Here is a 25546-nt window from a genome sequence, read left to right on the forward strand (position 1 = left end):
CGATGAGCGCCTATACCCCCGACGCGCTGATCGCCGAGGATATCGGCGCCTATCTCGACGGCCATGCCCGCAAGACGATGCTGCGCTTCATCACCTGCGGGTCGGTGGACGACGGCAAGTCGACGCTGATCGGCCGGCTGCTCTACGATTCGAAGACGATCTTCGAAGACCAGCTGAGCCAGCTCGAGGCGGACAGCCGGCGGCTCGGCACGCAGGGGCAGAACATCGACTTCGCCCTGCTGGTCGACGGCCTCGCCGCGGAACGCGAACAGGGCATCACCATCGACGTCGCCTATCGCTTCTTCGCGACCGAAAAGCGCAAGTTCATCGTCGCGGACACACCCGGCCACGAACAATATACCCGCAACATGGTGACCGGCGCGTCGACCGCCGACCTCGCGGTCATACTGATCGATGCGCGCAAGGGCGTGCTGACCCAGACGCGCCGGCATTCGTTCCTCGCGCACCTGATCGGCATCCGGACCATCGTGCTCGCGGTCAACAAGATGGACCTCGTCGGCCACGACCAGGCGACCTTCGACCGGATCGTCGCCGACTACCGGCGCTTCGCCGACGGCATCGGCATCGAGGGCTTCACCGCGATCCCGCTGTCGGGGCTGAGCGGCGCCAACGTCGCCGAACGCTCCGCGGCGATGCCGTGGTACGACGGGCCGGCGCTGCTGCCGTTCCTGGAAACCGTGCCGGTCGATACCGATCGCGCCGCGGGCGCACCGTTCCGGCTGCCCGTCCAATGGGTCAACCGGCCCGACCTCGACTTCCGCGGCTTCGCGGGCACGATCGCGGCGGGGCGCGTGCGGCCCGGCGATGCCGTGCGCACCGTCCCGTCCGGCCGGACGACGACGATCGCGCGGATCGTCACGCTCGACGGCGACCGTACCGAGGCGGTGGCGGGCGAGGCGGTGACATTGGTGCTCGCGGACGAGGTGGATTGCTCGCGCGGCGACGTCATCGCCGCCGCCGATGCGCCGCCCGGGGCCGCCAACCAGTTCGAGGCGACGCTCGTATGGCTCGCGGACACGCCGCTGGTCCCCGGCCGCGGCTATTGGCTGAAGATCGGCACGCGCTCCGTCGGTGCCACGGTGCAGCCGCCCGCGCACGTCGTCGACGTCAATACGCAGGCGCATCTGTCCGCCAAGACGCTGCACCTCAACGATATCGGCGTCGCGGAGGTGTTCACCGACGCGCCGATCGTCTTCGCGCCCTATGACGAAAGCCACGAATTGGGCGGCTTCATCCTGATCGACCGCGAAACCAACGCGACGGTCGCGGCGGGGATGATCCGCCACGCGCTGCGGCGCGCGCAGAACGTCCACTGGCAGTCGGTCGACATCACGCGCGAGGCGCATGCCCGCCAGAAGGGCCAGTCCCCACGCCTGCTGTGGTTCACCGGCCTGTCGGGATCGGGCAAGTCGACGATCGCCAATCTGGTGGAAAAGAAGCTGCATGCCTTGGGGCGGCACAGCTTCCTGCTCGACGGCGACAACGTGCGCCACGGCCTCAACAAGGACCTGGGTTTCAGCGATGCCGACCGGATCGAAAACATCCGCCGCATCGGCGAGGTGGCGAAACTGATGACCGACGCCGGGCTGATCGTGCTGACCGCTTTCATCTCGCCCTTCCGCGCCGAGCGCGATCTGGTGCGCGGCATGCTGCCGGCCGGCGAGTTCGTCGAGATCTTCGTCGACACGCCGCTGGCGGCGGCCGAGGCCCGCGACGTGAAGGGCCTCTATGCCAAGGCCCGCGCCGGCGAGATCGCGCATTTCACCGGAATCTCCAGCCCCTACGAGCCGCCCGAACGGCCCGACATCCGCATCGACACGCGTCACGAAACCGCCGAGGCCGCCGCGGAACGGATCGTCGAGCACGTCCTGGGCGTATGGAGTTTCGAGCTGTGACCATCGCCCGGACCGACGTCGAACTCGCGCGCGACATCGCGGAAGAGGCGGGCGCGCTGCTGCTCGCGATCCGCGACCGGGGCACCGAGCGCGGCAAGGCGCTGGGCGACGCCGGCGATGCGGAGGCGAACGCGCTGATCCTCGAGCGGCTGCGCGCGGCACGGCCGGACGACTTCATCCTGTCGGAAGAATCGATCGACGACACCGCGCGCTGCGCCGCCGAGCGGGTGTGGATCGTCGATCCCCTCGACGGCACACGCGACTATGCCGAGGGGCTGGACGACTGGGCGGTGCACATCGGCCTCGCGATCGGTGGCCGTCCCGCGGTCGGCGCGGTCGCGGTCCCGACCACGGGACGCGTCTACACCACGGCGCAGGCGCGCTGTGCCGCCCGCGCCTGTCCGGTGCCGCCGCGGATGGTCGTCAGCCGCACGCGCGCGCCGGCTCTGGTCGAGCGCGTCGGCGCGGCGCTGGCATCGACGCGGGTCGGCATGGGATCGGCCGGCGTCAAGGCGATGGCGGTCGTCGATGGGCGCGCCGACATCTACCTGCACGACGGCGGCCAGTACGAATGGGACAATTGCGCGCCCGCCGCGGTGGCGCTCGCGGCGGGGCTGCACGCTTCGCGGATCGACGGCAGTCCGCTCGTCTACAATTGCGCCAATCCGCTGCTGCCCGACCTGCTGATCTGCCGCCCAGAACTGGCCGAACAGGTGCTGGCGGCGATCAGGGCCGCACGGTAGCGCCAGCCTCCGTCCCCGTTCCCGCTGTAGCGTCGGCGACGCTCGCCGCATCCGCATAGCGGCGCGCGATCACCGCGCAGGCGATCAGCTGGATCTGATGGAACAGCATCACCGGCAGCAGCACTACGCCGACCTGCGCCGCCGGGAACAGCACGCCCGCCATCGGCACGCCCGACGCCAGGCTCTTCTTCGAGCCGCAGAACAGCAGCACGATCGCATCCTCGCGGGCGAAGCCCAGCGCCCGGCCGGCGAGCCACGTCACGAGCAGGACGACGCCGAGCAGCAAGGTGCAGATCAGCGCGATCAGCGCGAGGTCCGCGCCCGATACCCGGTGCCACAGCCCCTCGACCACCGCGGCGCCGAAGGCGGTATAGACGACGAGCAGGATCGAGCCGCGGTCGACCACCGTCAGCAACGCCTTGCGCCGCGCGACGAAGCCGCCCGTCCACGGCCGCGACAGATGGCCCGCGACGAACGGCACCAGCAATTGCAGCACGATCGCTTCGACCGCGGACAGCGATATGCCGCCCCCCGCCCCGCCGATGCCGCCCATCAACAGCGCGACCAGCGCCGGCGTCAGCACGATGCCGATCAGGTTGGAGAAGGATGCGCTGCACACCGCCGCGGCGACATTGCCGCGTGCGATCGCGGTAAAGGCGATCGACGATTGCACCGTCGACGGGAGCAGCGTCAGGAACAGCAGCCCGGCCGCGACCGGCCCCGCCAGATGCGGGATCCCGGCGAGGGCGAGTCCGCACAGCGGAAAGACGACGAAGGTCGTGGCGAGCACGGCGAGGTGCAGGCGCCAGTTGCGCGCCCCCTCCCAGATCGCGTCACGCGACAGCTTGGCGCCGTGGAGGAAGAACAGCAGCACGATCCCCCCGTCGGCGGCATAGCCGGCCATGGTCGCCCAGTCGCCGCGCGCAGGCAGCAGGCTGGCGAGCGCGACCGTGCCGAGCAGCATGAGGATGAAGGGTTCGAACAGGGACAGGATGGAACGCAGCATGGTCGCGGGTGTACCGTGCCCGCCACGCGATGCCACCCCGCGGGGCCTTGCAAAGCGCGTCGCCACGGATGCGCCAAGGTCAATCGCATAGGGCGGATACGAAAACCCCCGCCAGACCGATGGCCTGAAGCGGGGGAATTCCTGGCGCGCCCGGAACGATTCGAACGTCCGACCCTCAGATTCGTAGTCTGATGCTCTATCCAGCTGAGCTACGGGCGCGCATTGGAGGCGCGCTGATAGCAGACGCCCGCGAACGCGCAAGTGCGTTGCGCCATTTTCTTGGCCCGCATAGACCCGGCGGCATGAAACCCGTCCCTGCGCTCGCCGCGCTCGCCATCGCCCTGTCCGGATGTACGAGCGACACCGCCGCCTATCCCTCGCTCGCGCCGCGCGCCGTGGAGAAGCTGGGCTTCGCCGAGCCGGAAGTGGCGGTGGTCGAAGCCAAACCCGATACCGCACTCGACGCCCGGGTCGCGGCGTCCGGGGAAAAGCTCGACGCGCTGGCCAAGGAGTTTGCCGCGGATGCCGCCAGGGCGCAGGCCGCCGGCGGACGGGCGCGGGGCAAGCCGGTCGGCAGCGACGCGTGGCTCGACGCGCAGACCGCGCTGGCGCAGCTCGACGACTGGCGCGCGCAGACCTCGTCGCTGCTGACCGACGTCGACCAGGCCGCGAGCGAGCGCGCCGCGGCGCTGCTCCCCGCCTATCCGACGCTGACCGCGCTGCGCGAGCGCGTGGCGGCGGAAAGCCAGCGGCAGGGGGAAACGATCGACCGGCTACAGGCCGCGCTGCCCGCCGCCTAGCGCCACTTCAGCAGGGGCAGGATCGTCGAATAATCGTCGGTCCACGCGACGAAGCTCGGCCGCGGCACGAGCGGCGCCCAGCCGCGATCGGCGGCGATCAGCGAGCGCATCGTCACCGGGTCGCGCGACAGCGCGATCCACTGGCTGGCGGAAGCGACCGCGGTGTGCTTCGGCGGCGTGTAATAGAGCTTCATGGCATGCCACCCGCCCGCCCGCGCCGCAGCGGCGATCACGGTTCGAGGTCGAGGAACCGGTTCGAGATGTGCACGAGCAGCAGCCCGCGCGTCTGCAGGACGCGGGCATAGGCGGCGAACGCCTCCTGCGTCATCAGGTGCATCGGGATCGCGTCCGACGAGAAGGCGTCGAGCGCCAGCAGGTCGAGGCTGGCGGGCGCGTCGTGCTCCAGGCTGATCCGGGCGTCGCCGATGCGTATCGGCGGATCGGGCAGGCAATTCTTCAGATAGGTGAACTGGCCGGTGTCGCGCGCGATACGGATCACCGCGGGGTCGATTTCGTAGAAGCGCCAGTGCTGGCCGGGCTGCGCGTAGCAGGCGAGCGTCCCCGTCCCCAGCCCGACGACGCCGACGCGCGCCCCGGAACCGTAGAGCGCGGGCAGCGCGGCGATCGCGCGGCCGATCCCCGACGGCGGCGCGTAATAGGTCGTCGGCAGTCGTTCGAGCACCGGGTTGCCGGTGAACTGGATGCCGTGCACCGTCGTGCCGTGATCGAGCTCGCGCACGTGCGGCGCGTCACGGACGGTGTAGACGCCGAAATAGCTGCGCGTCCGCGCGCCCTGCTCCAGCGACAGTTCGACCGCGCGCCAGCCGCCGAAGATCACCAGCGTGACCGCGAGGATCGCCACATAGGACAGCCTGGCCCCGACCGACACGATCCCGATCCCGGCGATGACGATGAAGGTCAGCCCCTGATGCCCCTCGCCGAACAGCTCCGCCGGCCCGCGGAAGGTCAGGCCGGAGACGATCGCCAGCACGATGGCGACGACGGCATAGGCGATGCGGCGCTTCGCCGGCGTCGTCCACAGCGTGCGGATCCCGGCGGTCAGGAACACCTGCGGCACGAGCAGCCCGGCGGCGAGGATCAGGATCGGATATTCGTAGGTCCAGTCGAACAGCACCGGCGCGACGAGGCCGGCGAAGACGCCGCCGAGCGCCCCGCCGAACGCCATCGCGAGATAGAATCCGGTCAGCCGGTCCGGCTCCGGGCGCAACCGGTACATCTGCGTGTGGAGCGCCACCGACACCATGAACAGCAGGGTGAGCGCGATCGACAGGTTGACGAGCGGCAGTTCGTTGAAGCCCCCGATCATCACGCCCCCGAACAGCAGGATCGTGATCGGTGCGATCCGCGTCAGCAGGTCGGCGATCTCGCGATTGGCGGCGAAGGCGATCGTGAAGCTCAGCAGATACAGGCCGAGCGGCAGCACCCACAGCAGCGGCATCGCGACGATGTCGGTCGTGATATAGGTCGACGTCGCCAGCATCAGTCCCGACGGCACCAGCGCGAGCGCGATCCAGTGCAGCGCCCGGTGCCGCGTCGCCGGCGGGCTGGTCGGACGCGCCGTCTCTCCGCCCGCGGCGCGGGGCAGCAGCCAGGCGCACGCGACGACCAGCGCGATCAGCAGCACATAGCCACCGCTCCACATCAGGCTCTGCTGACGCAGCGGCAGCAGCGGTTCGACCAGCAGCGGATAGGCGATCAGCCCGCCGAAGCTGCCGAGGTTCGACGCCGCATACAGCGCGTAGGGGTCGTCGCCGCTGCGCGCGATGCTGAACCAGCGTTGCACCAGCGGCGCCTGGGCCGACACCGCGAAGAACAACGGCCCGATCGACGCGCCGAGCAGCCACGGCACCCACAGCGCCGGGCTCAGTCCGTCCGGGCTGCCGGCGATCGACAGGCCGATCGGCAGCCACAAGGCACCCACCAGCAGCACGCCGAGATGCACCGCCGCCTGCACCCGCGGCCGGATCCGCGCCAGCGCATGCGCATAGGCATAGCCGCCGAGCAGCAGCGTCTGGTAGACCAGCATCGCCGAATTCCACACCGCCGGCGCGCCACCCAATCGCGGCAACGCCATCCGCGCGACCATCGGCTGGACGAGGAACAGCAGGAACGATCCCGCCAGGATCGTCGCGACGAACAACAGGCGCGCGCCGCCGCGCGTGGCCGTCACCAGCCGGTCTCCGCGACGCCGCTGCGGTCGATCCGGTAGAGGATATGCCGGTGGAGCGGGCTGTCGGGCGGCACGAACGGATGATCGAAGTCGCCGCCCGCGACGCGGCGCATGCCCAGCCGCTCCATCAGCCGCCAGCTCGGCGCGTTCGCCGGCACCGTGATCGCCACGATATGATCGGTATCCGTCGTGGCCCAGACGTGGTCGAGGCTGGCGCGCGCCGCCTCGAACGCATAGCCATGGCCGCGATGGGCGGGCTCGAACCGCCAGCCGATCTCCATCTCGCCGCCGATCGGCAGTCCGTCGCGCGCCGGCTTTACCCCGCACACCCCGAGCGGGACGCCGTCGTCGCGTCGTTCGACCAGCCAGACGCAGGTGCCGTGCGCGGCGAGGAACGCCTGTTGCCGGTCGAACGCCTCGTCGTCCGTGGCACGGTCGCGCAGCGGTCCCAGATAGCGCATCGTGTCGGGATCGTTGCCCAGCCGGTGGAACAGGTCGCGCTCGTCCGCGCGCCAGCCGCGCAGCCGCAGCCGTGCGGTTTCGATCACGCGCCGAGCAGCCGCGCCGCATGCGCGGCATGATAGGTGAGCACCCCCGAGCAGCCGGCACGCTTGAACGCCATCAGCGTCTCGATCACCAGCGCGTTGCGTTCGCCCGCCCCGGCGGCGACCGATGCCTCCAGCATCGCATATTCGCCTGACACCTGATAGGCGAACACCGGCACCTCGAACCGTTGCTTCACCCGCACGATGATGTCGAGATAGGGCAGCCCCGGCTTGACCATGACGCTGTCGGCGCCCTCGGCAAGGTCGAGCGCGACCTCGCGCAGCGCCTCCTCGGCGTTGGCATGGTCCATTTGATACGTCTTCTTGTCGCCCTTCAGCAGCCCACGGCTGCCGACCGCGTCGCGGAACGGGCCGTAGAAGCCGCTCGCGTATTTGGCGGCATAGCTCATGATCTGGACGTTGTGGGCGCCCTCGCCCTCCAGCGCGTCGCGGATCATGCCGATGCGGCCGTCCATCATATCCGACGGCGCGATGATGTCGGCGCCGGCGCGCGCCTGGTTCAGCGCCTGTTCGATCAGGATGGCGGCGGTGGTGTCGTTGACGACATAGCCCGCCGCATCGACCAGCCCGTCGTGGCCGTGGCTGGTATAGGGATCGAGCGCGACGTCGGTCAGCACGCCGACCTCCGGCACCGCGTCCTTGATCGCGCGGGTCGCGCGGCACATCAGATTGTCGGGATTGAGCGCCTCGCGCCCGTCGTCGGTCTTGAGGTGCGCGGGCGTGTAGGGAAACAGCGCGACGCAGGGGATGCCGAGGGCGCGGGCCTCGATCGCGCACGCGACGATGCCGTCGACGGACCAGCGCGACACGCCGGGCAGGCTGGCGATCGGCTGTTCGACGCCCTCGCCCTCGACGATGAACAGTGGCCAGATCAGGTCGGCGGGGGTCAGCACGGTTTCGGCATGCATCCGCCGGCTCCAGCCCGACGCGCGGGTACGGCGGAGGCGGAGGGCGGGATAGGCAGCGGTCATGACATATCCATTTCGACGACTGCGGCGGCTTTGCGGGATCGCAGCGCTCTTGCCAAGCGTTGCGCAAGCGTAACCGATCGGAACCCCATGACCCAAATCACGTCCGCCGCCCTGATCGTCAATGCCAAGTCGCGGAAGGGACAGAAGCTGTTCGAGCGGGCGTGCGCGGCGATGAAGGGCCTGCCCTTCCCGGTCGATGCGCATGCGGTCGACGATCCCCGCAACCTCGAAAAGACGGTCCATGCGGTGCTGGCGAAGAAGCCGCAGCTGGTGATCCTGGGCGGTGGCGACGGCACGGTCAGCGGCCTCGTCGACCTGCTGGTCGGCAAGGGCGTGATCCTCGGCGTGCTGCCGCTCGGCACCGCCAACAGCTTCGCGCGGACATTGGGCCTGCCGCTGGACGTCGAGGGCGCGATCGAGGTGATCCGCACCGGCAAACCCAAGCGCATCGACCTCGGCATGATCGACGGCGACTATTTCGCCAATTGCGCCGCGATGGGCATCAGCCCGCAGATCGCCGAGACGGTGCCGCACGGCCTCAAGAAGGTGCTCGGCCGGATCGGCTATCTCGGCTGGGCGGCGTGGCAGTTCGTGCGGTTCCGCCCCTTCATCCTGACCGTCGACGACGGCAGCGAGGTGAAGACGATGCGCGTGGTCGAGGTGCGCATCTCGAACGGCCCCTATCACGGCGGCACCTGGCTGGTGGACGAGGCGTCGGTCAATTCGGGCGAGATCGTCGTCCAGGCGGTGACCGGCCGCTACAAGCGGACGCTCGCCAAGAATTGGGCGGCCAGCTTCTTCCGCCACGATTCGCGGCATCAGGACACGATCAGCTTTTCGGGCAAGTCGCTCAAGATCGACACGCGGCCGTCGCTGCCGATCTCGATCGACGGCGAATTGCTCGCGCACACGCCGATCACCGCGCGGGTCGCGGCGGGCGCGATCGAGGTGATGGTCCCCGCCTGATCGCGATCAGCCGCTCGGTTGCAGGCGGCCGCCGGGCTCCGCGACGGTATGACTGTGCTCGTGCGCCTCGTCGGCATCGGGCGCGACGACGAGGCTGCCGTGGCGCCAGTTGCCGTATCGGTAGTAGAGCGCCGCCATCACGAGGTTGACGACCGACCCGACCGGAAAGCTCCACCACAGCGAATCGACGCTCAGCCAGGCGCGCGCGCCCAGCGCGAAGCCGATCCGCACCGGATACATCGACAGGAACAGGAACAGCAGCGGCGCCAGCACCGCGCCGTTCGCGCGGACGGTGGAGAACAGCACCATCGTCACGCCGAACACGACGAAATTCCAGCTCGCGATCAGCTGGATATGCCGCGCGATCGGCAGCGCCGGGCTGGTGCCGGGGACGAACAGCGTCATCACCTGCCGGTCGAACAGGATGACCGCGGCGACCATCACGCCGGTCAGCATGATGTTGTAGAGGACGCCGTAGCGGGTGATGCTCGCTACCCGGTCCCAGCGGTCGGCGCCGATGTTCTGCGCCGCCATCGCGCTGACCGCGGCGCCGATCGCCAGCGCGGGCATCTGGATATAGGTCCACAATTGCTGCGACACGGCATAGGCGGCGGCGGTGTCGACCCCCTGCCGGTTGACGAGGCCGACCATGGTCAGGCCCGCCGACGACATCACCAGCATCTGCGCGCCCATCGGCAGCCCCTTGCGCACGATCGTGCCGGCCAGCGCGCGGCTCGGGCGGATCCAGGCGAGTTCCGGACCACGCAGGCGGATCGGCAGGTCCCGTACGTAGACATAGGCGACGAGCCCGGCGACCGCGAGGTGGTTGGCGATCAGCGTCGCCCAGGCGGACCCGGCGATACCGAGCCGCGGAAACGGCCCCACGCCGGCGATCAGCAGCGGGTTGAGCCCGCTGTCGAGCACCACGCTCAATGCCATGAACCACAGCGGCGTCAGCGAATCGCCGGTGCCGCGCAGCCCCATCATGACGAGCACCAGCAGCATCGAGGCCGGCAGGCCGAGGAAGATGACGCGCAGATACGCCTGCGCCAGCCCCATCGCGTCCCCCGGCGTCGCGAGCAGGTGCAGGATTTCCGACGAGAACAGCCAGCCGAGGATCGCGATCACCACCGATCCCATCAGCACCAGCCCGATCGCCGCGCCGAACGCGCGCCGCGCGCCCTCGACGTCGTGCCGGCCGAAGCTCTGCCCGACCAGGATCGTCGCCGCCATGCCGAACCCGAACACGGCGCCGAACATCAGGAACATGATGATGTTGGCGTTCGACGTCGCCGCCAGCGCGCCTTCGCCCAGGAAACGCCCGACCCAGATCGCGTTGATCGATCCGTTCAGCGACTGCAGGATGTTCGAGCCGAGCGTCGGCAGCGCGAAGGCGAGCAGGGTGCCGCCGATGGTGCCGGAGGTGAGGTCGCGCTGCGGTCGTGCCAATCGCCGTCCTTCCAGAAACGTCCGAGGGAACGTCTTACGATGCCCCCGTACCTGTCATCCCCGCACAGGCGGGGATGACGGACCCGGCGGCGGTCATCCCAGCCGCGCCAGCGCCGCGGACAGGCGGTCCGCCTCCGCCGCCTTGTCGGCATGGTCGGCCCGGGCTTTCTCCACCGCCTCGGGCTTGGCGCGTTCGACGAAGCTCGCATTGCCGAGGCGTCCGGCGAGCGCGTCGCGCTCCTTCGCGGCCGCGGCGATCGACTTGGTCAGGCGGGTGCGTTCCGCGTCGAGGTCGATGACGCCTTCCAGCGGCAGCACGAACGTCGCCTCGTCGACCACGACCTGCGCCGCGCCGCCGCTGACGTCGCCGTCGGCGCGTTCGACGCGGGCGAGGCGCGACAGCACCGCCGCCTGCCGCGCCAGCCGTTCGGTCGTCGTCGCGTCCGCATCGCGGACGTACAGCGGCAGGCGCGCGCCCGGCGGCACGTTCAGTTCGGTCCGTGCGGCGCGGATCTCGCCGACCAGCCGGATCAGCCAGTCGACCTCCTGCTCGGCCGCCGGATCGAGGCTGCGCGCATCCGCCATCGGCCATTGCGCGACGATCAGGTCGTGATCGCGCGGCGAACCCTCCGGCGCCATCGCATGCCACAATTCCTCGGTAATGAAGGGCATGAACGGGTGGAGCAGCACCAGGATCTGGTCGAGCACCCAGCCCGCCACCGCCTTGCTCTCCGCCGCGATCGTGCCGCGCTCGTCGCCGACCGGCACCGGCTTGATGAGTTCGAGATACCAGTCGCAAAACCGGCTCCAGACGAACTGGTAGATCGCATTGGCCGCACCGTCGAACCGGTAATCCGCGAGCGCCAGGTCGACCGCCTGCACCGTCTTCACCGTTTCGGCGATGATCCACATGTTGACCGGCAGGCTCGCCGCCGGCGGTTCGAGCGTGGTCGATCCGCCGATGCCGTTGGCCTGACAGAAGCGGCTCGCGTTCCACAGCTTGGTCGCGAAGTTGCGATAGCCCTCGACCCGCTTCTCATCCATCTTGATGTCGCGGCCCTGGCTTTCCATCGCCGCCATGAAGAAGCGCAGCGCATCGGCGCCGTACCGGTCGATCAGGCCGAGCGGATCGACGGTATTGCCCTTCGACTTGGACATCTTCGCGCCGTCGGCGGCGCGGACCAGACCGTGCAGGTAGAGCGTGCGGAAGGGCACGTCTTTCATGAAGTGCATGCCCTGCATCATCATCCGCGCATCCCAGAAGAACAGGATGTCGAACCCCGAAATCAGGACGTCGTTGGGATAGCGGCCGCCCAGCGTCCGATCCTCCCCAGCATGGGGAGGGGGACCGTTCGACGCAGTCGAAGGGTGGAGGGGGGGTTCCGCGAGCGCAGCACCTGAGGGTACGCCCCCTCCACCATGCTGCACATGGTCCCCCTCCCCGTGCCGGGGAGGATTTTCAGGCCAACCGAGCGTCGCGAACGGCCACAGCGCGCTGGAAAACCACGTGTCGAGCACGTCGGGATCGCGGGCAATGATGACCTGCTGGTCGTCGAAGGATGGTTCGCTACCGACACCAACAGAAATTCCCGGACCGTAATATTCAGATGCCAGGCGTATTGCCTCATCCTCATTTTCGGCGACGAAGGCCCGCTGGATTATGGGCGTGATCTGAAGTCCCTCATCGAAGCGACCCTCGGCCGGGATCCGAACCCCAATGCCGTACTGGTCTTTGGTCGGTCCAAACCACGCCGGGATCCGGTGGCCCCACCACAATTGGCGGCTGACGCACCACGGCTGGATGTTCTCCATCCAGTTGAAGAAGGTCTTTTCCCACGTCCTGGGCACGATCCGGATCGCGCCCGATCGGACCGCCTCGATCGCCGGCTTCGCGAGCGTCGCCGCATCGACATACCATTGGTCGGTCAGCCACGGTTCGATCACCACGCCGGAACGGTCGCCGAACGGCGTCTGGATCACGCGCGGCTCGGCGTCGTGCTCGGCGCCGTCCTTGTCGACGTGCGGGATCAGCGCGCCCTCGTCCTTCAGCCGCTCGACGACCAGCCGGCGCGCCTCCTCGCCGGACAGTCCCAGGAACGCGTCGGGGATCATGCCGTCCGCGGTCTGGACCACCCGCGCCTTCGCATCGAGCATGTTGAGCATGTCGCGCGCCTCGATTCCCGCGCGGCGGCCGACCTCGAAATCGTTGAAATCGTGGCCCGGCGTGATCTTCACCGCGCCCGACCCCAGCTCCGGATCGGCATGCTCGTCGGCGACGATCGGAATCAGGCGCCCGGTGATCGGCAGCCGCACCTGCTGCCCGACCAGCGCGGTATAGCGCGCGTCGTCGGGATGCACCGCGACCGCCATGTCGGCGAGCATCGTCTCGGGCCGCGTCGTCGCGACCTCGATGAAGCCCGATCCGTCGGCGAGCGGATAGCGCAGCCGCCAGAACCGGCCCTGCACCTCGCGCGTTTCGACCTCCAGATCGCTGATCGCGGTGCCGAGGCCCGGGTCCCAGTTCACCAGCCGCTTGTCGCGGTACAGCAGCCCCTGCCGATGCAGCTCGACGAACACCTTCAGCACCGCCTTGCTGAAGCCCTCGTCCATCGTGAACCGCTCGTTGGCCCAGTCCATCGAACAGCCGAGCCGGCGCAGCTGGCGCGTGATCTCGCCGCCGCTCTCGGCCTTCCAGTCCCACACCTTCGCGACGAACGCCTCGCGCGCGAGGTCGGTGCGCTTCTCGCCCCTTGACGCCATCTGCCGCTCGACGACCATCTGCGTCGCGATGCCGGCGTGATCGGTCCCGACCACCCACAGCGCGTCCTTGCCCTTCAGCCGCGCATGCCGCGTCAGGATATCCTGCAGCGTGTTGTCGAGCGCATGGCCGATGTGCAGCGAGCCGGTGACGTTGGGCGGCGGGTTGACGATCGTCCACGGCTCCGCCCCCGGCCGGTCGGGGCGGAACAGCCCCTGCGTTTCCCAATGGTCGTACCAGCGGGTCTCGATAGCGGCGGGGTCGAAGGTCTTGGCGAGCTCGGTCATGCCCGCCCCTTAGCGGGGGTGCGTGCGGTTCGTCACCCCCCGCGCACGGATCACTTCGCGCCGGTCCAGCGGTCCATCCAGCCGAGCACCTCGCCATACCATTGGCGCGAGTTGCGCGGCTTCAGCACCCAGTGGTTCTCGTTGGGATTGACTAGCAACCGCGACGGAATGCCACGGCGCTGGAGCGCGGTGAAGGTCGCCAGCCCCTGCGTATAGGGAATGCGGAAGTCCTTTTCGCCGGTGATGACCAGCATCGGCGTCTTCCAGTCCTGGACGTAGTTGACCGGGTTCCACTTTTCGTACGCCGCGGGGTCCTCGAAATAGGCCTTGCCGCCATGTTCCCATTCGTCGAACCACAATTCCTCGGTTTCGTACGCCATCGCGCGGGCATCGAAGACGCCGTCGTGCTGGACGATGCACCTGAAGCGGTCGGGCCAGCGCCCCTCGATCCAGTTCATCATATAGCCGCCGTAGGAGGCGCCGAGCGCGCAGGCGCGGTTGCCGTCGAGCCAGCCGAACTTGTCCGTCGCCGCCTTCAACCCCGCCTTCAGGTCGTCGAGCGGCCAGCCGCCCCAATTGTTGCTGATCGCGTCGGTGAACGCCTGGCCGTAGCCGGTGCTGCCGTGGAAATCGACCGCGACCAGGCCATAGCCCGCGCCGGCGAACACCGCCGGGTTCCAGCGGTACGACCAGCTGTTGTCGCTCGATCCCTGCGGGCCGCCATGGACCATGAAGGCGACCGGCACCTTGCCGGTGCTGCCCGCCGGCTTTACCGCATAGCCCCAGACGGTATCGTTGTTGGCGCCGGTGAAGCTGAACCGCGTCACTGCCGGCATGTCGATCCCGGCGAGCCTGGCGGCGTTGACCTGCGTCAGCCGCGCGGGCCTGCCCCTGGCCGTCACGGCGTAGAAATCATCGGGCGCGGTCAGGCTGTTGAGCGCGACGATCGCGCCCTTCGGCGTCGGCGCCACCGCCGACACATGCCCCAGCTGCGTGAGTCGCGTCACCTTGCCGCTCGTCGGGTCGACCGCGAACAGCGGGTTTTCCTGCACATCCTGCGCGGTGACGTAGATGCGCTTCGAATCGGGCGACCAGGCGATCGAGCCGACCGACCGGTCCCACCCCTCGGTCAGCGCACGGACGCGGCCGCTGGCAAGGTCGCGCAGCATCAGCACCTGCCGGTCGGCTTCGAAGCCGGGCCGCTTCATCGCGAACCAGGCGAGGCTGCGCCCGTCCGGCGACACGGTCGGCAGATTGTCGGTCGCGCGGTTGGCGGGGGTCAGGTTCACCGGCGCTGCCGACCCGTCGGCGGGCGCCGACCAGATGTCGAGGTTGGTCGACAGCGGCTCGGTCGTGCCGGCGACGCGCAGCGCGAAATAGACCGTCCGGCCGTCCGCGCTCCACGACACCTCCTCGCCGCCGCCGAACGGGCGCGAGGGGGCATCGCCGTCGAGCCCGTGGCCGATCGCGACGCCGTCGCCCGGCGCGCCCGCCGCGGTCAGCGGCAGCACGAACAGCTGCGAATGCGTGCCGTCGACCCAGCGATCCCAGTGTCGCACGAACAGCTTGTCGTAGACGCGCCCCTCGCCGGCGTTCGGGTCCTTCTTGTCCAGTGCGGGCGCGAGCGTCGGTGCATTCGGCCGGCGGTCCGCCCAGACGAGGATCCGGTCCGCGGTCGGCGCGACCTTGAACCCGCCGAAGCCGCCCTGGAAGCCGGTGAGCTTGCGCGGTTCGCCACCCGTGACGGGAATCGACCAGATCGCGTCGTCCCCGCCCTTGTCGGATGAAAAATAGATCGTCGATCCGACGACCTGCGGATCGTTCTCGTTGACGTCGGCCTCGTTCAGGAGCGGCTCGGGCTTCGCACCCCGGCGCGACAGGTCGAGCCGCCAGAGGTCATAGCGGCCGCGATTGGCGGCAAGATCGGTTTCGCGTTGCGCCCATACCAGCCATCGGCCGTCCGCGGATACGGCGGGCGCACCGACGCGGCTCAGCATGGTCACGTCGTCGATGGTCAGCTGGCGGGCGGCGGCGGGGGCGGCGATCGCCGCGACGGTGGCGAGCAGGCTCGCGGCAAGGATGTGCTTCATGGGCCGAGGATAAGCAGATCGCATGCGCGGCGGCAACGGCGACGCGCCCTATCGCGCCGGGGTTGGGGGCGCGGTGCGCGCGCCCCCCCCCCCGCGGCGTCAGCGCATCTGCGACGTGATCTTGGCGATCTCGCGCGCGACCATCGTCTCGACCATCTCGGGCAGATGCGCGTCGAGCCATTCGCGCAGCATCGGCCGCAACATTTCGCGGACCAGTCCTTCCAGCGTCCCGTCGCTGTCGGGCTCAGGCCGGACGAGCAGCTTGCTCAACGTTTCCAGCGAGCCGAGGCTGGCGGCGGCGGTACGTTGCGACAGGATCGGTTCCTCGGTCATCGCGGGTTGGGCGGGCGCCGGACGCGCCGGCTGCGGCTGGGGTGGCATTGGCCGCTGCGGCGGCTGGGGCTGGGGCTGCATCCGCGGTTGGGTTTGGGGTTGGGGTTGCGGCTCGGGCTGGGCCTGTGCGGTCGGTTGCGGCTCGGGCGCGGGCTGGAACGCCGCGGGCTGCGGTGCCGGCACGGGTGCAGGCTCCGGTGCGACCGGCATCGGATCGCTCAGTTCGAGCACCTCTTCGGGTCCCGGTTCGATCGGCGGCGGCGCGGATCGGGTGCGACGGCCACGCGCCTGCGTGCTCTCACCTTCCTCGGCGATGATCCGTTTGATCGACGACAGGATTTCCTCCATCGACGGTTCGACGCTCATATCCCCCATAATTCCGACGCCCCTGCCCTGATTCCCGGCCTGCCGTCATCACTGACGGCTCGGCGCAGATGCACCTGTGGTTAACGCCGGGCTCCTGTCAACCGGCGTATCGAGCATCGGATCGCTCGGACGCGCGACGGCCGCGGTCTGCGGCGGCGTCTGCGCGGTCGTCACCGCCGTCGGCACGGGCTCCGAATCGCTGTCGAAATCGTTGATCCGGTTGCGCACGCGCTTGTAGTTGACCGCGGGATCGTACAGCACACCGCCGTCCAGACCCAGGTCGCGCGCCTCGGCATTGCCCATCGCCGCCAGCAGCGCGAAGCCCGCGACATAGGCATCGCGCCGCGCGGTCACCAGCGTCACCTGGCTGTTCAGCAATTCCTGCTCGGCGTTGAGGATGTCGAGGATGGTACGCGTGCCGACGCTGTTCTCGGCGCGCACGCCCTCCAGGCTCAGCTTGTTGGCGTTGACCGCGGTTTCGGACGAGGCGATCACCTGTTGCGAGGATTGCCAGATCGCATAGGCGGAGCGCGCCTGCGAGATGACGGCGCGCTCGGTCGCGGTCACGTTCTCCAGCGCCTGACTGCGCTGCGCCTGCGCCTGGCGGACCTGCGCGGCGGGGCGCCCGCCCTGGAACAGCGGCAGCGAGAATTGCAGCCCGGCCTGCGCCGCGGTGCCCGAATTGTTGATCCCCTGGTTGAGGCTGGCGGGGGGCAGCGATCCCAGATAGTTGAAATAGGTGCCGCCGGTCACCGCCGAGACGCGCGGCAGCCGGTTGGCGCGGGCGACGCCGACGTCGTAGCGGGTCGCATCCGCCTGCCGCCGCGCGGCGATCAGGTTCGGGTTGTTTTCCAGCGCGACGCTGACCGCGGTGGTCGGCGAATTGGGCAGATTGGGCAGCAGCGGCGGCTGTTCGAGCGCGACCGGCGGCGAGCCCACCACCGCGATATAATTCTCGCGGCTCGAGATCAGCTGCGCCTCCGCCTGCTGCAGCTGCGCACGGGCGAGCGCGAGTCGCGCCTCGGACTGGGCGACGTCGGTGCGGGTCAGGTCGCCGACCTGGAACCGGTCGCGGCTGGCGCGCAGGTTGACGTCGAGCACGCGCACGTTCTGCTGGTTGAGCGAGGTGATCGCCTCGTCGCGGATCACGTTCATATAGGCCGCGACGACGTTGGTGAACGTGGTCGCCTCCGTCCCGCGCAGCTGTGCGCGGCCGGCATCGACGCGCGTCTCGGCGGCGCGCACGGCATTCTTTACCGCACCCCCCTGGAACAGCGGCACCGTCAGGTTGAGCTGGCCGTTGCCGGAGCGTTCGGGATTGAGGAAATTGTTGTTCGCCTGCAACAGATTGTCGGTGACCGATCCGGTCGCGGCGACGCCAGGCAGCCCGCTGGCGCGCGCGATCGGCACGCCCTCGTCGACCGCGCGCTGCGCGGCGCGCTGCCCGGTGATCGTCGGGTTGGAGGCATAGGCCTTGGCCAGCGCCTCGCGCAGCGTCTCGGCCCCCGCCGGCGCGGCACAGCACGCCAGCATCGCCCCGCCCAGCAACAATCCCCGCATCGTCCCCCCGTTACGCATGACTAAAACCTGAAACCCTGCGGCGTGGCGAAGCCCGGCAGGACGACGCAATCGCTGTCCATGAACGGCGACAGGCCGAACCCGCCGTCGGTCTTGCGACCGCTTGCCAGCCGCGTCACGCCGCGCTCCACCAGTCCGGCGACGACACGCCCGCCGGCCCTGACCTGATGCACCAGCGCGTCGGGGACATGCTCGATCGCGCCGTCGACGATCAGCACGTCATAGGGCGCGCCGCCGGGATGGCCCGCGGCGAGCGGCCCGTCGACCAGCGTGACGTTCGGCGTCGCGCCGAGGGCGCCGCGCGCGAGGGCGACGAGCGCCGCATCCTCCTCGACCGCGACCACCTCTGCGGCGATCTGCGCCAGGATCGCGGCGGTGTAGCCGCCCGCCGCACCGATCAGCAGGACGCGGTCCTTGCGTTCCAGATAGGCTTCGGTGAGCAGCCGGCCGGTGACCATCGGCAGGTTGATCGCCCGCCCGCCCGCCACCGGCAGCGCGGTGTCGCGATAGGCGATGTCGCGCACGTCGGCGGGCACGAACGCCTCGCGCGGCAGCGTGTTCATCGCCACCAGCACGCGCTGGTCGCTGACCGCATTGGTGCGCAACTGGCTGGCGACCATCGCGTGGCGCATCGCTTCCGTCGTAGGACGCTGATTATCGAGGCTGATGTTCATGATACCCCTCTCGCACAACCGTATTAGCTGCGCCATACACTAACTGTCAGACCGGCTTGTACCGTGCACGGCCGCCCGCGCCAAGCAGCGGAACGCGGCGGCCGTCGCGTTTCGCCGATTGGCCTCGACCGCATCGGGCGCCTATGGACGCGCGATGATCCCCGGCACCTATCACAAGTTCATCGACTGGATCGGCGACGGCACCGGCCTGCCCGACACGATCCTCCACATCCACGCCGGCATGGCGGTGCTGATGCTCGGCCGCGTGCTGACCCGGCGCTCGCTCGGCAGTTTCGTCCCATGGTCGCTGGTGGTGCTCGCCGAGGCGTTCAACGAGGTGATGGACCGGCTGCACTTCGGCTCATGGCGCTGGCCCGACACGACCGCCGACATCGTCAACACGCTGTTCTGGCCGACGGTCATCTGCATCGGCATCCGCCTGCGCCCCATGCTCCTTCCCCGCGACGCCGCCCGCGTCGAAACGCGCGCGCCGGCCGTGGTGGTGGAGGATCACGGCGCGGCGTGACGCCTTGCGTGACGGCGCGATACCGTCGACGCGCGTTCAGCACGGCATGCCGGCGCGCGCGGGATTGTAACGTCCGCTATTGCGTGGCCGCCTACGCCCGAAAGCCGCCGACCCGGGTCACGGGGCGGCGGCTTCTTGAAGCCCGACAAGGGAAAAGCGGGCGACGATCGTCAGGCTGCGTACTTTACCGTCGTCGTAACGGTCTTCTGGCGGCGGCGCATCGCAAAGCCGACAGCGCCCATGCCCAGGATCATCATCGCCCACGTCGCAGGCTCTGGCACGGCGCTCGGCGCGGCTGCAACCGTGCCGGAAACGCGCAAGCCAACCTTCAGATAGTCGAAGAAGTTTGCCCCACGGTTTTCGAACGAGCTCGATGTATGTTGCGCATATTCGGCCAGCGGCGACGGAGCGCCCCCTCGCCAGTTGCCGCTAATGTTAGCGTCGGGCGCGAACGACAGCCAATAGCTGCCGGCAGTGACATTCCAGTCGAGATTGCTGACGCCGTACCAATTGTCCGCAGCACCTGCCGCCAGGCTGAAGGACTTCGAAAAGAGCAGGGCACCCGGCACGTTGCCGCCATCACTGAACAACTGGGCGGTAACCGTGCCTGTTTCACCATAGGAATTGCTGAAGTAGCCCGAGACGCTGTCGATCTGATACGCCTTGCTGACAGCAAATTCCCCAGCAAAATACTGGAAGCTTCCGAAGCTCCACTGCGTACCGCTGGATGAGGCACCAGTATCCACGATCACGTCAGCAGAAGCGCTGCCGACAGACATTGGACCGGCGACGATCAACATTGCCGAAGCTACAAGAAACCTCAATTTCATGTTTGATTCCCACGCTCTGCCACGCACCAAAGCGGGGCTGACGTCGTGTTAATTGACTATTCATCTGAATCACAACATGAAATAATGGTTAAAAGGGACGTGTATTGTAATGGCGCATTAACTGTATTATTGACGCCTAAGAGTATGGAAAGCGGGAAGAGTATCTTTCTCCCACTAACGGCGCCGTGGCTCGGGTATTATGCCGGATGACGGCCTATGGCGAAGTAGACAGGACCATCCACGGATATGGGAGGGGCCGGTCGATTATCGCGCGACGATGCTCGACGACGTTGAAACCGCCCGGGGATGGTGGATCGACCGCAAGCGAATGGCCGAAAATCCCCAGATCAGGACGACAGGCCCGACCGGGCAGCCGTGAAGACCTTCAAGAGCCCGGTCTTCCGATTAGCCGCGTGCCCGCGCCATTTCCGCGTTGCGCCATCCGCTGGAGGCCCGACCGGGAATCGAACCCGGGTGCAAGGATTTGCAGTCCTCTGCGTCACCACTCCGCCATCGGGCCTCGATGCGGGAGCGGCGCAGATGGTCGGTTTTGGCCGACCCGTCAACCGTCGAATCCATCCAGACGGCACAGCATCGCTACCAGCGGGACGTCGGCGGGCGGCATCGGCAACGCCGCCATATCCGCCGGACGGACCCAGGCGAGCGCACTCGCCTCGAGCGGCTGCGGCGTGCCCTGCCACGCCCGCACCACGTAGAGCAGCAGTAACAGGTGCCGGTCGCCCAGCCCGGCGCTGGCGAAGGTGACCGCGGTCAGCGCGGCCGGGTCGACGCGGATCGCCAGTTCCTCCGCCAGCTCGCGGACCAGCGCGGCCTCCGGCGTCTCGCCCGGCTCGACCTTGCCGCCCGGAAACTCCCACAGGTCCGCCAGCTGCTTGCCGGGCGGGCGACGCTGCAACAGCACGCGCCCCGCGGCGTCGACCAGCGCGCCCGCCACCACCGGCATCAGCGCGACATGGGGCGCGTTCGCGACGGTCGGATCGTCAGCCATTCCTTAAGCCTTCTTGTCTACGCCGTCCGGCATGATCCTGCGTCCGCACCTCCGCCGCCTCGCCGGCCGGTTGAAGCCCCTCGCGCGCAACGCGCGCGGCGCCACCGCCGTGGAATATGGGTTGATCGTGGCGCTCATCGTCATCGTCATGGTGGTCGCGTTGAAGCAGGTCGCCAACGCCAACACCAACATGTGGCGCAACGTCAGCGACAAGGTCGTCGCCGCATCCTGACCGCGCACCGCCGGTCGCCGCAGAATTCGCCATCCGGCTTAAATCTTTAGCAACCTTGCCCCCGTACATCTGCCGTCGCTGCTCCGGGTCACCGGTTCAGCCGGGTGACTGAAGTATCGAACATGGAGACCGGAATGCAGACCATTCGCAAGTTCATCAAGAACAGCAAGGGCGCGACCGCGATCGAGTACGGCCTGATCGCCGCGCTGATCGCCGTTGCCGCCATCGCCGCCATGCAGGGCCTGGGCAACAAGCTCAAGACCACCTTCAACAACGTCTCGTCGAACATGACCGCGTCGTAAGACGACCGCAGTTCGACGTGAAGACGAAGCGGGCGGCGGGACCATGGTTCCGCCGCCCTTTTCGCGCCGCCTAGAGCCGCCCCATCGCCAGGAACTTCTCGCGACGATCCCGCCGCAGCGTGGCACCGTCACGATGCCCGAGCGACTCGAGCGCAGCTGCCAAAGCGTCACCCAGCGCCACGATCGCCCCCGCGGGATCGCGATGCGCGCCGCCCAGCGGTTCGGGGACGATCGTATCGATGACGCCGAACGCCTTCAGGTCCTGCGCGGTGACGCGCATCGCTTCCGCCGCATCGGCCGCCTTGTCGGCGGTGCGCCACAGGATCGAGGCGCAGCCTTCCGGGCTGATGACCGAATAGATCGCGTGTTCGAACATCAGCACGCGATTGCCCGCCGCCAGCGCCACCGCGCCGCCCGAGCCGCCCTCGCCGACGATCGCGGCGACGACGGGCACGCCGGCTGCGAGGCACGCCTCGGTCGAGCGCGCGATCGCCTCGGCCTGGCCGCGCTCCTCCGCCTCGATGCCGGGGAAGGCGCCCATCGTGTCGACCAAAGTGACGACCGGCAGTCCGAAACGATCGGCCAGTTCGACCAGCCGGATCGCCTTGCGATAGCCCTCGGGCTTGCCCATGCCGAAATTGTGACGCAGCCGCGTCGCCGTGTCCGAGCCCTTTTCGTGGCCGAGCACCATGACCTTGCGGCCGCGGAACGTCGCGAAGCCGCCCATGATCGCCTGGTCGTCGGCGAAGGCACGGTCGCCCGCCAGCGGCACGAATTCGTCGAACAGGCCGGCGACGTAATCCTTGAAATGGGGCCGTTCGGGATGTCGCGCGACCTGCGTCTTCTGCCACGGCGTCAGCCTGGCGAACGTATCGCGCAGCAGCTTGTCGGACTTGGCCTGCAACCGCGCCAGATCGGCCGCGATGTCGATCGTGCCGTCCGCGGCGGTCGCCCGCAGTTCGTCGATGCGGCCTTGCAGTTCGGCAATGGGTTTTTCGAATTCGAGGAAGCTCGCCATGGCCGCGGGTTACGGGCGGAGGCGCGGTACGTCAACGCGGTGGCGTATGGCCGCGATGCGGGTCGGCGAGCGGATGGCGGGTGTTGACCAGCTCGACCAGCCGGCTGGCATCGACATGCGTGTAGATCTCGGTGGTCGCGATATCGGCATGGCCCAGCATGGCCTGGAGGGCGCGCAGGTCCGCTCCCCCCGCCAGCAGGTGCGTCGCAAAGGCATGGCGCAGCACGTGCGGACTAACCCGGTCGGGCGGGATCCCCGCCTCCGCCGCCAGCGCCTTGACGAGCTGGTACAGGCGGATCCGTGACAAATGCGTGCGGCCCGACGGGAACAGCCAGGCTCGGTCCGCGGCGACATGCGCGCGCCACGCCGCCACCGCCGCGCGCGCGCGGTCGGACACGGGCACCAGCCGTTCGCGCCCGCCCTTGCCCTTCAGGATCAGGTACGGCCGGTCGGCCTGCACCGCGTTGCGCGGAAGGCCGACCAGCTCGGTCGCGCGCAGCCCGGACCCATAGAGCAGCTCGACGAGCGCCGCGAGCCTGAGGTCGTTGGGCAACGGCCGCTCGATCGCGCAGCGGTCCGCGATCGCCGCGAACAGCCGATCGACGTCGGCGATGCCGAGCACCTTGGGCAGCGCGCGCGCCGTACCGGGACGGGGCAGCACCGGACCCGGGTCGTCCTGCCGGTGCCCCTCGTCCGCAAGGAAGGCGTAGAAGCGCCGCAGCGCCGCGGACTTGCGCGCGACGGTGCTGCGCGCGAGCGACTGCCATCCGGCGGCGAGCGCCTGCAACCGGTCGGCCGTGGCGGTCACCAGCGCGCCGTCGAGCGCCGCGGAGGCGAGCGTCAGGTCGCTGCGATAGGCGGCGAGCGTGTTGGCCGCCGCCCCCGCCTCCGCCGACAGCATTTCGAGGAAGCGGTCGATCAGCGCGCGATCCTGCCCGCCAGCCATCGTCAGACGCGCGCCAGCGCCTCGGCCGCGATCATGCGGGCTTCGCCTTCCAGCCCGACCGCGCGCAGCGCGCTAACGATGCGATAGAGCATCGCCGGCGGCACGCCGCGCCAGTTCGGCGTCTGCATGCCAATCGCGGCGAGCACGACCACGGTGCCGCGCTGTCCGTCGGCGGCGGCGCGCTCGATCGCGCGGGTCCAGCTGTTCTGCATGCCGATCCGCACGTCCAGCGCCTGCGCGGCGCGTTCGATATCCTCGGGCGACAACCGGCCGAGACCGGCGAGGCCGGCGAAGAACAGCCGCTGCTTCAGCGCCGCATCGCCGCGACCAGTGTAGGACGACAGCTGGCGATAGCTCATCCGGCCGCCCATGTCGGGATCGGCGAGCGCGATCATCGCCCAGGCGTCGCCGCCCTCCTCCACCGCATTGCGCCAGCGCGCGGCGCTGCGGTCGAGCCCGGCGGTCAGCATCGATGCGACGAGGAAGCGCGCATCCTCGACCCCGAGCCGCGCCGGCAGCCGCGCCGCCGCGCGCGACGTCAGCACCAGCCGCCCGACCGATGGCGCCTTGTCCGCGTCGTTGCGCGCATTGCCCCACAGGCTGCGCATCGCCGACAGCCGCGCCTCCGCGTCGCCGCCGACATAGGCGGTGCGCAGGTCGTTGGCGGTCGCGGTGGCGGCGCCCGGCATGTCGCTGGCGGCGTCGACCGCGCCATAGACGTCGATCAGGGCGGCGGCGGACAGGACGCCCTGCCCCGCCGCGATCTCGGCCGACGGCAGCCGGTCGGCAAGCGGGATACCCGGCGACTGCGCGTACCACGACCGCGCCTGCGGCCCGACCGTTGCGAACAGCGGATCGGGAATGGGGACGCCGGTCGCGGTCGCAAGGCCGAACCGCCAGGCGGTGAGGTCGCCGACCCCCGCCCATTCGATCGTCACCGCCTGGCCGCCGCCCGGCCCCGCGCCGACGACCTTCTGCGCCAGTTGCAGGTCGATACCGGTGGCGACGTTGCGTCGCCGCGCCGCCGTCACCAGCGCCTTGGCGCGCGCGGGCTCCGCGGACAGGCCGGCGCACATCGCCTGCGCCAGCGTCCAGCCGCGCTCGCGCGTCGTGGCGAGGCCGGCGTCGGCGATCGGGCACAGGGCGGCGGGATCGCCGGTCGCCAGTGCCGCGTTCATCGCGACCTGATACAATTTGGGGGTGTAATTGGCGTTGTCGACGCTTTGCACCAACGCCCGCGCCGCGACCGATTCGCCCATCCGGAGCAGCAGCCACGCGCGCTCCGCGGCGAAATCGGCGCCGTTGACGTGGCCGGGCGTATCGACCTGCGCGACCAGCGCGCGCCGCAGCACGATCGACAGCCACCGCGACGGGAGCGGCGCGGCGACGCGCCGCATCAGCGCCTCGACATAGGGACCGTCGGCGCCGGCAAAGGCGTCCGCACCGAACGCGCCCTCGCGCGGGCCCGCCGGGCCGACGCTGGCCAGCGAGCGGCGCGCGGACGCTGGCATCTCATATTGCGCGAGGACGGCCGGATCGATCGTCGGCGTCGCGGTCGGCGTCGCGCTGGCCAGCGGCGTCGGGGTGGACGACGGCAAGGGCTGGACCATCTCGCCCGACGTCGCGGCGGTCGGGGCCGCGCCGGGCGTCGTCGCTGCGGCGGTCGTGCCGGGTCGGGGCGTCGCGGTCGCGCGCGGAGAAGGCTGTGCGGCGGGTTCGCCGAACCCCGGCGGCAGAATCGACTCCGGGCGCTCCTGCCCGGTCGCGGGACCGTAGGCGGTCAGCGCCGCGACCGCCGCCAGCGTCACGCCGGCGCCGATCCGCGCGGCCAGCAGGCGCCGCGACCCCTTAGCTGAGGTTGGCAAGCGTCACGGCCTTCTCGACATGGGTCTGCGGCCGCTCCGACGCCCGGCCGGCGAGCAGGAACAGGCCGCCGACCACCACCACGAGGAGCACGATGACGGAGAGCAGCAAGCGGGACATAGCGGA

At 69.4% G+C, this 25546-nt stretch carries 22 protein-coding genes, 3 tRNA genes and 1 pseudogene; 7 read left to right on the forward strand and 19 right to left on the reverse strand.

All coding sequences use genetic code 11. The annotated features are described in order from the left end of the window. Positions 1-2: 2 nt before the first annotated feature. Together cysN and LPN01_RS02030 are read left to right on the forward strand one after the other, a co-directional pair. A complete protein-coding gene (cysN, locus tag LPN01_RS02025; protein WP_262826683.1) occupies positions 3-1916 on the forward strand; it encodes a sulfate adenylyltransferase subunit CysN in 1914 nt (637 codons plus the stop codon). Beyond that, complete coding sequence (locus tag LPN01_RS02030) at positions 1913-2659, forward strand: 3'(2'),5'-bisphosphate nucleotidase CysQ (RefSeq protein WP_316746527.1); 747 nt, start codon at positions 1913-1915, stop codon at positions 2657-2659. Before cysN ends, LPN01_RS02030 begins: the two co-directional genes overlap by 4 nt. On the opposite strand, the gene LPN01_RS02035 is transcribed toward LPN01_RS02030, so the two are convergent. Continuing rightward, positions 2643-3665 carry a bile acid:sodium symporter family protein gene (locus tag LPN01_RS02035; protein ID WP_262826685.1) on the reverse strand — a complete coding sequence of 341 codons (1023 nt, stop codon included), beginning with the start codon at positions 3663-3665 and terminating at the stop codon, positions 2643-2645. The genes LPN01_RS02030 and LPN01_RS02035 overlap by 17 nt on opposite strands. A gap of 142 nt (positions 3666-3807) precedes the next feature. Beyond that, a tRNA-Arg gene (locus LPN01_RS02040) sits at positions 3808-3884 on the reverse strand. An 83-nt stretch (positions 3885-3967) separates the two neighbouring features. On the opposite strand from LPN01_RS02040, the gene LPN01_RS02045 reads away from it, so the two are divergent. Further along, a complete protein-coding gene (locus tag LPN01_RS02045) occupies positions 3968-4465 on the forward strand; it encodes a hypothetical protein (protein ID WP_262826686.1) in 498 nt (165 codons plus the stop codon). Here LPN01_RS02045 and LPN01_RS02050 read toward each other — a convergent pair. The 4 genes and pseudogenes from LPN01_RS02050 to hemB form a co-directional block, all read right to left on the reverse strand. Next, a pseudogene (locus tag LPN01_RS02050) lies at positions 4462-6656 on the reverse strand (spermidine synthase). The gene LPN01_RS02045 and the pseudogene LPN01_RS02050 overlap by 4 nt on opposite strands. Then, positions 6653-6937 (reverse strand): GNAT family N-acetyltransferase, encoded by a 285-nt coding sequence (locus tag LPN01_RS02055; RefSeq protein WP_262826687.1) that lies wholly within the window; start codon positions 6935-6937, stop codon positions 6653-6655. Before LPN01_RS02055 ends, LPN01_RS02050 begins: the two are co-directional and overlap by 4 nt. Then, positions 6897-6989: transfer RNA gene (locus tag LPN01_RS02060), tRNA-OTHER, on the reverse strand. The genes LPN01_RS02055 and LPN01_RS02060 overlap by 41 nt, the downstream gene beginning before the upstream one ends. Positions 6990-7200: 211 nt before the next feature. Beyond that, positions 7201-8193 carry a porphobilinogen synthase gene (hemB, locus tag LPN01_RS02065; protein WP_262826688.1) on the reverse strand — a complete coding sequence of 331 codons (993 nt, stop codon included), beginning with the start codon at positions 8191-8193 and terminating at the stop codon, positions 7201-7203. Positions 8194-8280: 87 nt separating this feature from the next. Here hemB and LPN01_RS02070 point away from each other — a divergent pair, with 87 nt between their 5' ends. Beyond that, on the forward strand, positions 8281-9159 hold the full coding sequence (locus LPN01_RS02070) for a diacylglycerol/lipid kinase family protein (RefSeq protein ID WP_262826689.1): 879 nt from the start codon (positions 8281-8283) through the stop codon (positions 9157-9159). Between the two features lie 6 nt (positions 9160-9165). Here the strand turns inward: LPN01_RS02070 and LPN01_RS02075 are convergent, their stop codons facing one another. The 6 genes from LPN01_RS02075 to LPN01_RS02100 all read right to left on the reverse strand — a co-directional run bounded on the left by LPN01_RS02075 (position 9166) and on the right by LPN01_RS02100 (position 18694). Continuing rightward, on the reverse strand, positions 9166-10608 hold the full coding sequence (locus LPN01_RS02075) for an MATE family efflux transporter (RefSeq protein ID WP_262826690.1): 1443 nt from the start codon (positions 10606-10608) through the stop codon (positions 9166-9168). A 93-nt stretch (positions 10609-10701) separates the two neighbouring features. Then, complete coding sequence (locus LPN01_RS02080) at positions 10702-13653, reverse strand: valine--tRNA ligase (RefSeq protein WP_262826691.1); 2952 nt, start codon at positions 13651-13653, stop codon at positions 10702-10704. A gap of 50 nt (positions 13654-13703) precedes the next feature. Then, on the reverse strand, positions 13704-15743 hold the full coding sequence (locus LPN01_RS02085; protein WP_262826692.1) for an alpha/beta hydrolase family protein: 2040 nt from the start codon (positions 15741-15743) through the stop codon (positions 13704-13706). A 99-nt stretch (positions 15744-15842) separates the two neighbouring features. Continuing rightward, a complete protein-coding gene (locus LPN01_RS02090; RefSeq protein WP_262826693.1) occupies positions 15843-16442 on the reverse strand; it encodes a DUF2497 domain-containing protein in 600 nt (199 codons plus the stop codon). Between the two features lie 48 nt (positions 16443-16490). Continuing rightward, positions 16491-18002, reverse strand: coding sequence for a TolC family outer membrane protein (locus tag LPN01_RS02095; protein ID WP_262826694.1), 1512 nt, complete (start codon positions 18000-18002; stop codon positions 16491-16493). 20 nt (positions 18003-18022) lie between these two features. After that, positions 18023-18694, reverse strand: coding sequence for a protein-L-isoaspartate O-methyltransferase family protein (locus LPN01_RS02100; protein ID WP_262826695.1), 672 nt, complete (start codon positions 18692-18694; stop codon positions 18023-18025). Positions 18695-18848: 154 nt separating this feature from the next. On the opposite strand from LPN01_RS02100, the gene LPN01_RS02105 reads away from it, so the two are divergent. Further along, positions 18849-19220, forward strand: coding sequence for a hypothetical protein (locus LPN01_RS02105; protein WP_262826696.1), 372 nt, complete (start codon positions 18849-18851; stop codon positions 19218-19220). Between the two features lie 170 nt (positions 19221-19390). Here LPN01_RS02105 and LPN01_RS02110 read toward each other — a convergent pair whose 3' ends face one another. The 3 genes from LPN01_RS02110 to LPN01_RS02120 form a co-directional block, all read right to left on the reverse strand. Further along, entirely contained in the window at positions 19391-20050 is a 660-nt protein-coding gene (locus LPN01_RS02110; RefSeq protein ID WP_262826697.1) for a PEPxxWA-CTERM sorting domain-containing protein, read from the reverse strand. Positions 20051-20496: 446 nt separating this feature from the next. After that, positions 20497-20570 (reverse strand) — tRNA-Cys (locus tag LPN01_RS02115). A gap of 42 nt (positions 20571-20612) precedes the next feature. Continuing rightward, positions 20613-21059 carry a (deoxy)nucleoside triphosphate pyrophosphohydrolase gene (locus LPN01_RS02120; RefSeq protein WP_316746538.1) on the reverse strand — a complete coding sequence of 149 codons (447 nt, stop codon included), beginning with the start codon at positions 21057-21059 and terminating at the stop codon, positions 20613-20615. A 31-nt stretch (positions 21060-21090) separates the two neighbouring features. Between LPN01_RS02120 and LPN01_RS02125 the strand changes: the two genes are divergently transcribed. Both LPN01_RS02125 and LPN01_RS02130 read left to right on the forward strand, forming a co-directional pair. Then, positions 21091-21291, forward strand: a complete 201-nt coding sequence (locus LPN01_RS02125) for a Flp family type IVb pilin (RefSeq protein ID WP_262826698.1) — start codon at positions 21091-21093, stop codon at positions 21289-21291. Between the two features lie 134 nt (positions 21292-21425). After that, positions 21426-21593, forward strand: coding sequence for a Flp family type IVb pilin (locus LPN01_RS02130; RefSeq protein WP_230630774.1), 168 nt, complete (start codon positions 21426-21428; stop codon positions 21591-21593). 70 nt (positions 21594-21663) lie between these two features. Here the strand turns inward: LPN01_RS02130 and LPN01_RS02135 are convergent, their stop codons facing one another. Genes LPN01_RS02135 through LPN01_RS02150 form a run of 4 tightly spaced genes read right to left on the reverse strand, consistent with a single transcriptional unit; the run spans position 21664 to position 25540 of the window. Then, complete coding sequence (locus LPN01_RS02135) at positions 21664-22611, reverse strand: acetyl-CoA carboxylase carboxyltransferase subunit alpha (protein ID WP_262826699.1); 948 nt, start codon at positions 22609-22611, stop codon at positions 21664-21666. A gap of 31 nt (positions 22612-22642) precedes the next feature. Then, positions 22643-23557, reverse strand: a complete 915-nt coding sequence (locus LPN01_RS02140; protein ID WP_262826700.1) for a tyrosine recombinase — start codon at positions 23555-23557, stop codon at positions 22643-22645. A gap of 2 nt (positions 23558-23559) precedes the next feature. Further along, positions 23560-25422 carry a hypothetical protein gene (locus LPN01_RS02145; RefSeq protein ID WP_262826701.1) on the reverse strand — a complete coding sequence of 621 codons (1863 nt, stop codon included), beginning with the start codon at positions 25420-25422 and terminating at the stop codon, positions 23560-23562. Further along, positions 25406-25540 (reverse strand): hypothetical protein, encoded by a 135-nt coding sequence (locus LPN01_RS02150; RefSeq protein WP_262826702.1) that lies wholly within the window; start codon positions 25538-25540, stop codon positions 25406-25408. The genes LPN01_RS02145 and LPN01_RS02150 overlap by 17 nt, the downstream gene beginning before the upstream one ends. Positions 25541-25546 lie beyond the last annotated feature (6 nt).

It is taken from the genome of Sphingomonas sp. A2-49 (genome assembly GCF_025548555.1).
GTDB lineage: Bacteria > Pseudomonadota > Alphaproteobacteria > Sphingomonadales > Sphingomonadaceae > Sphingomonas.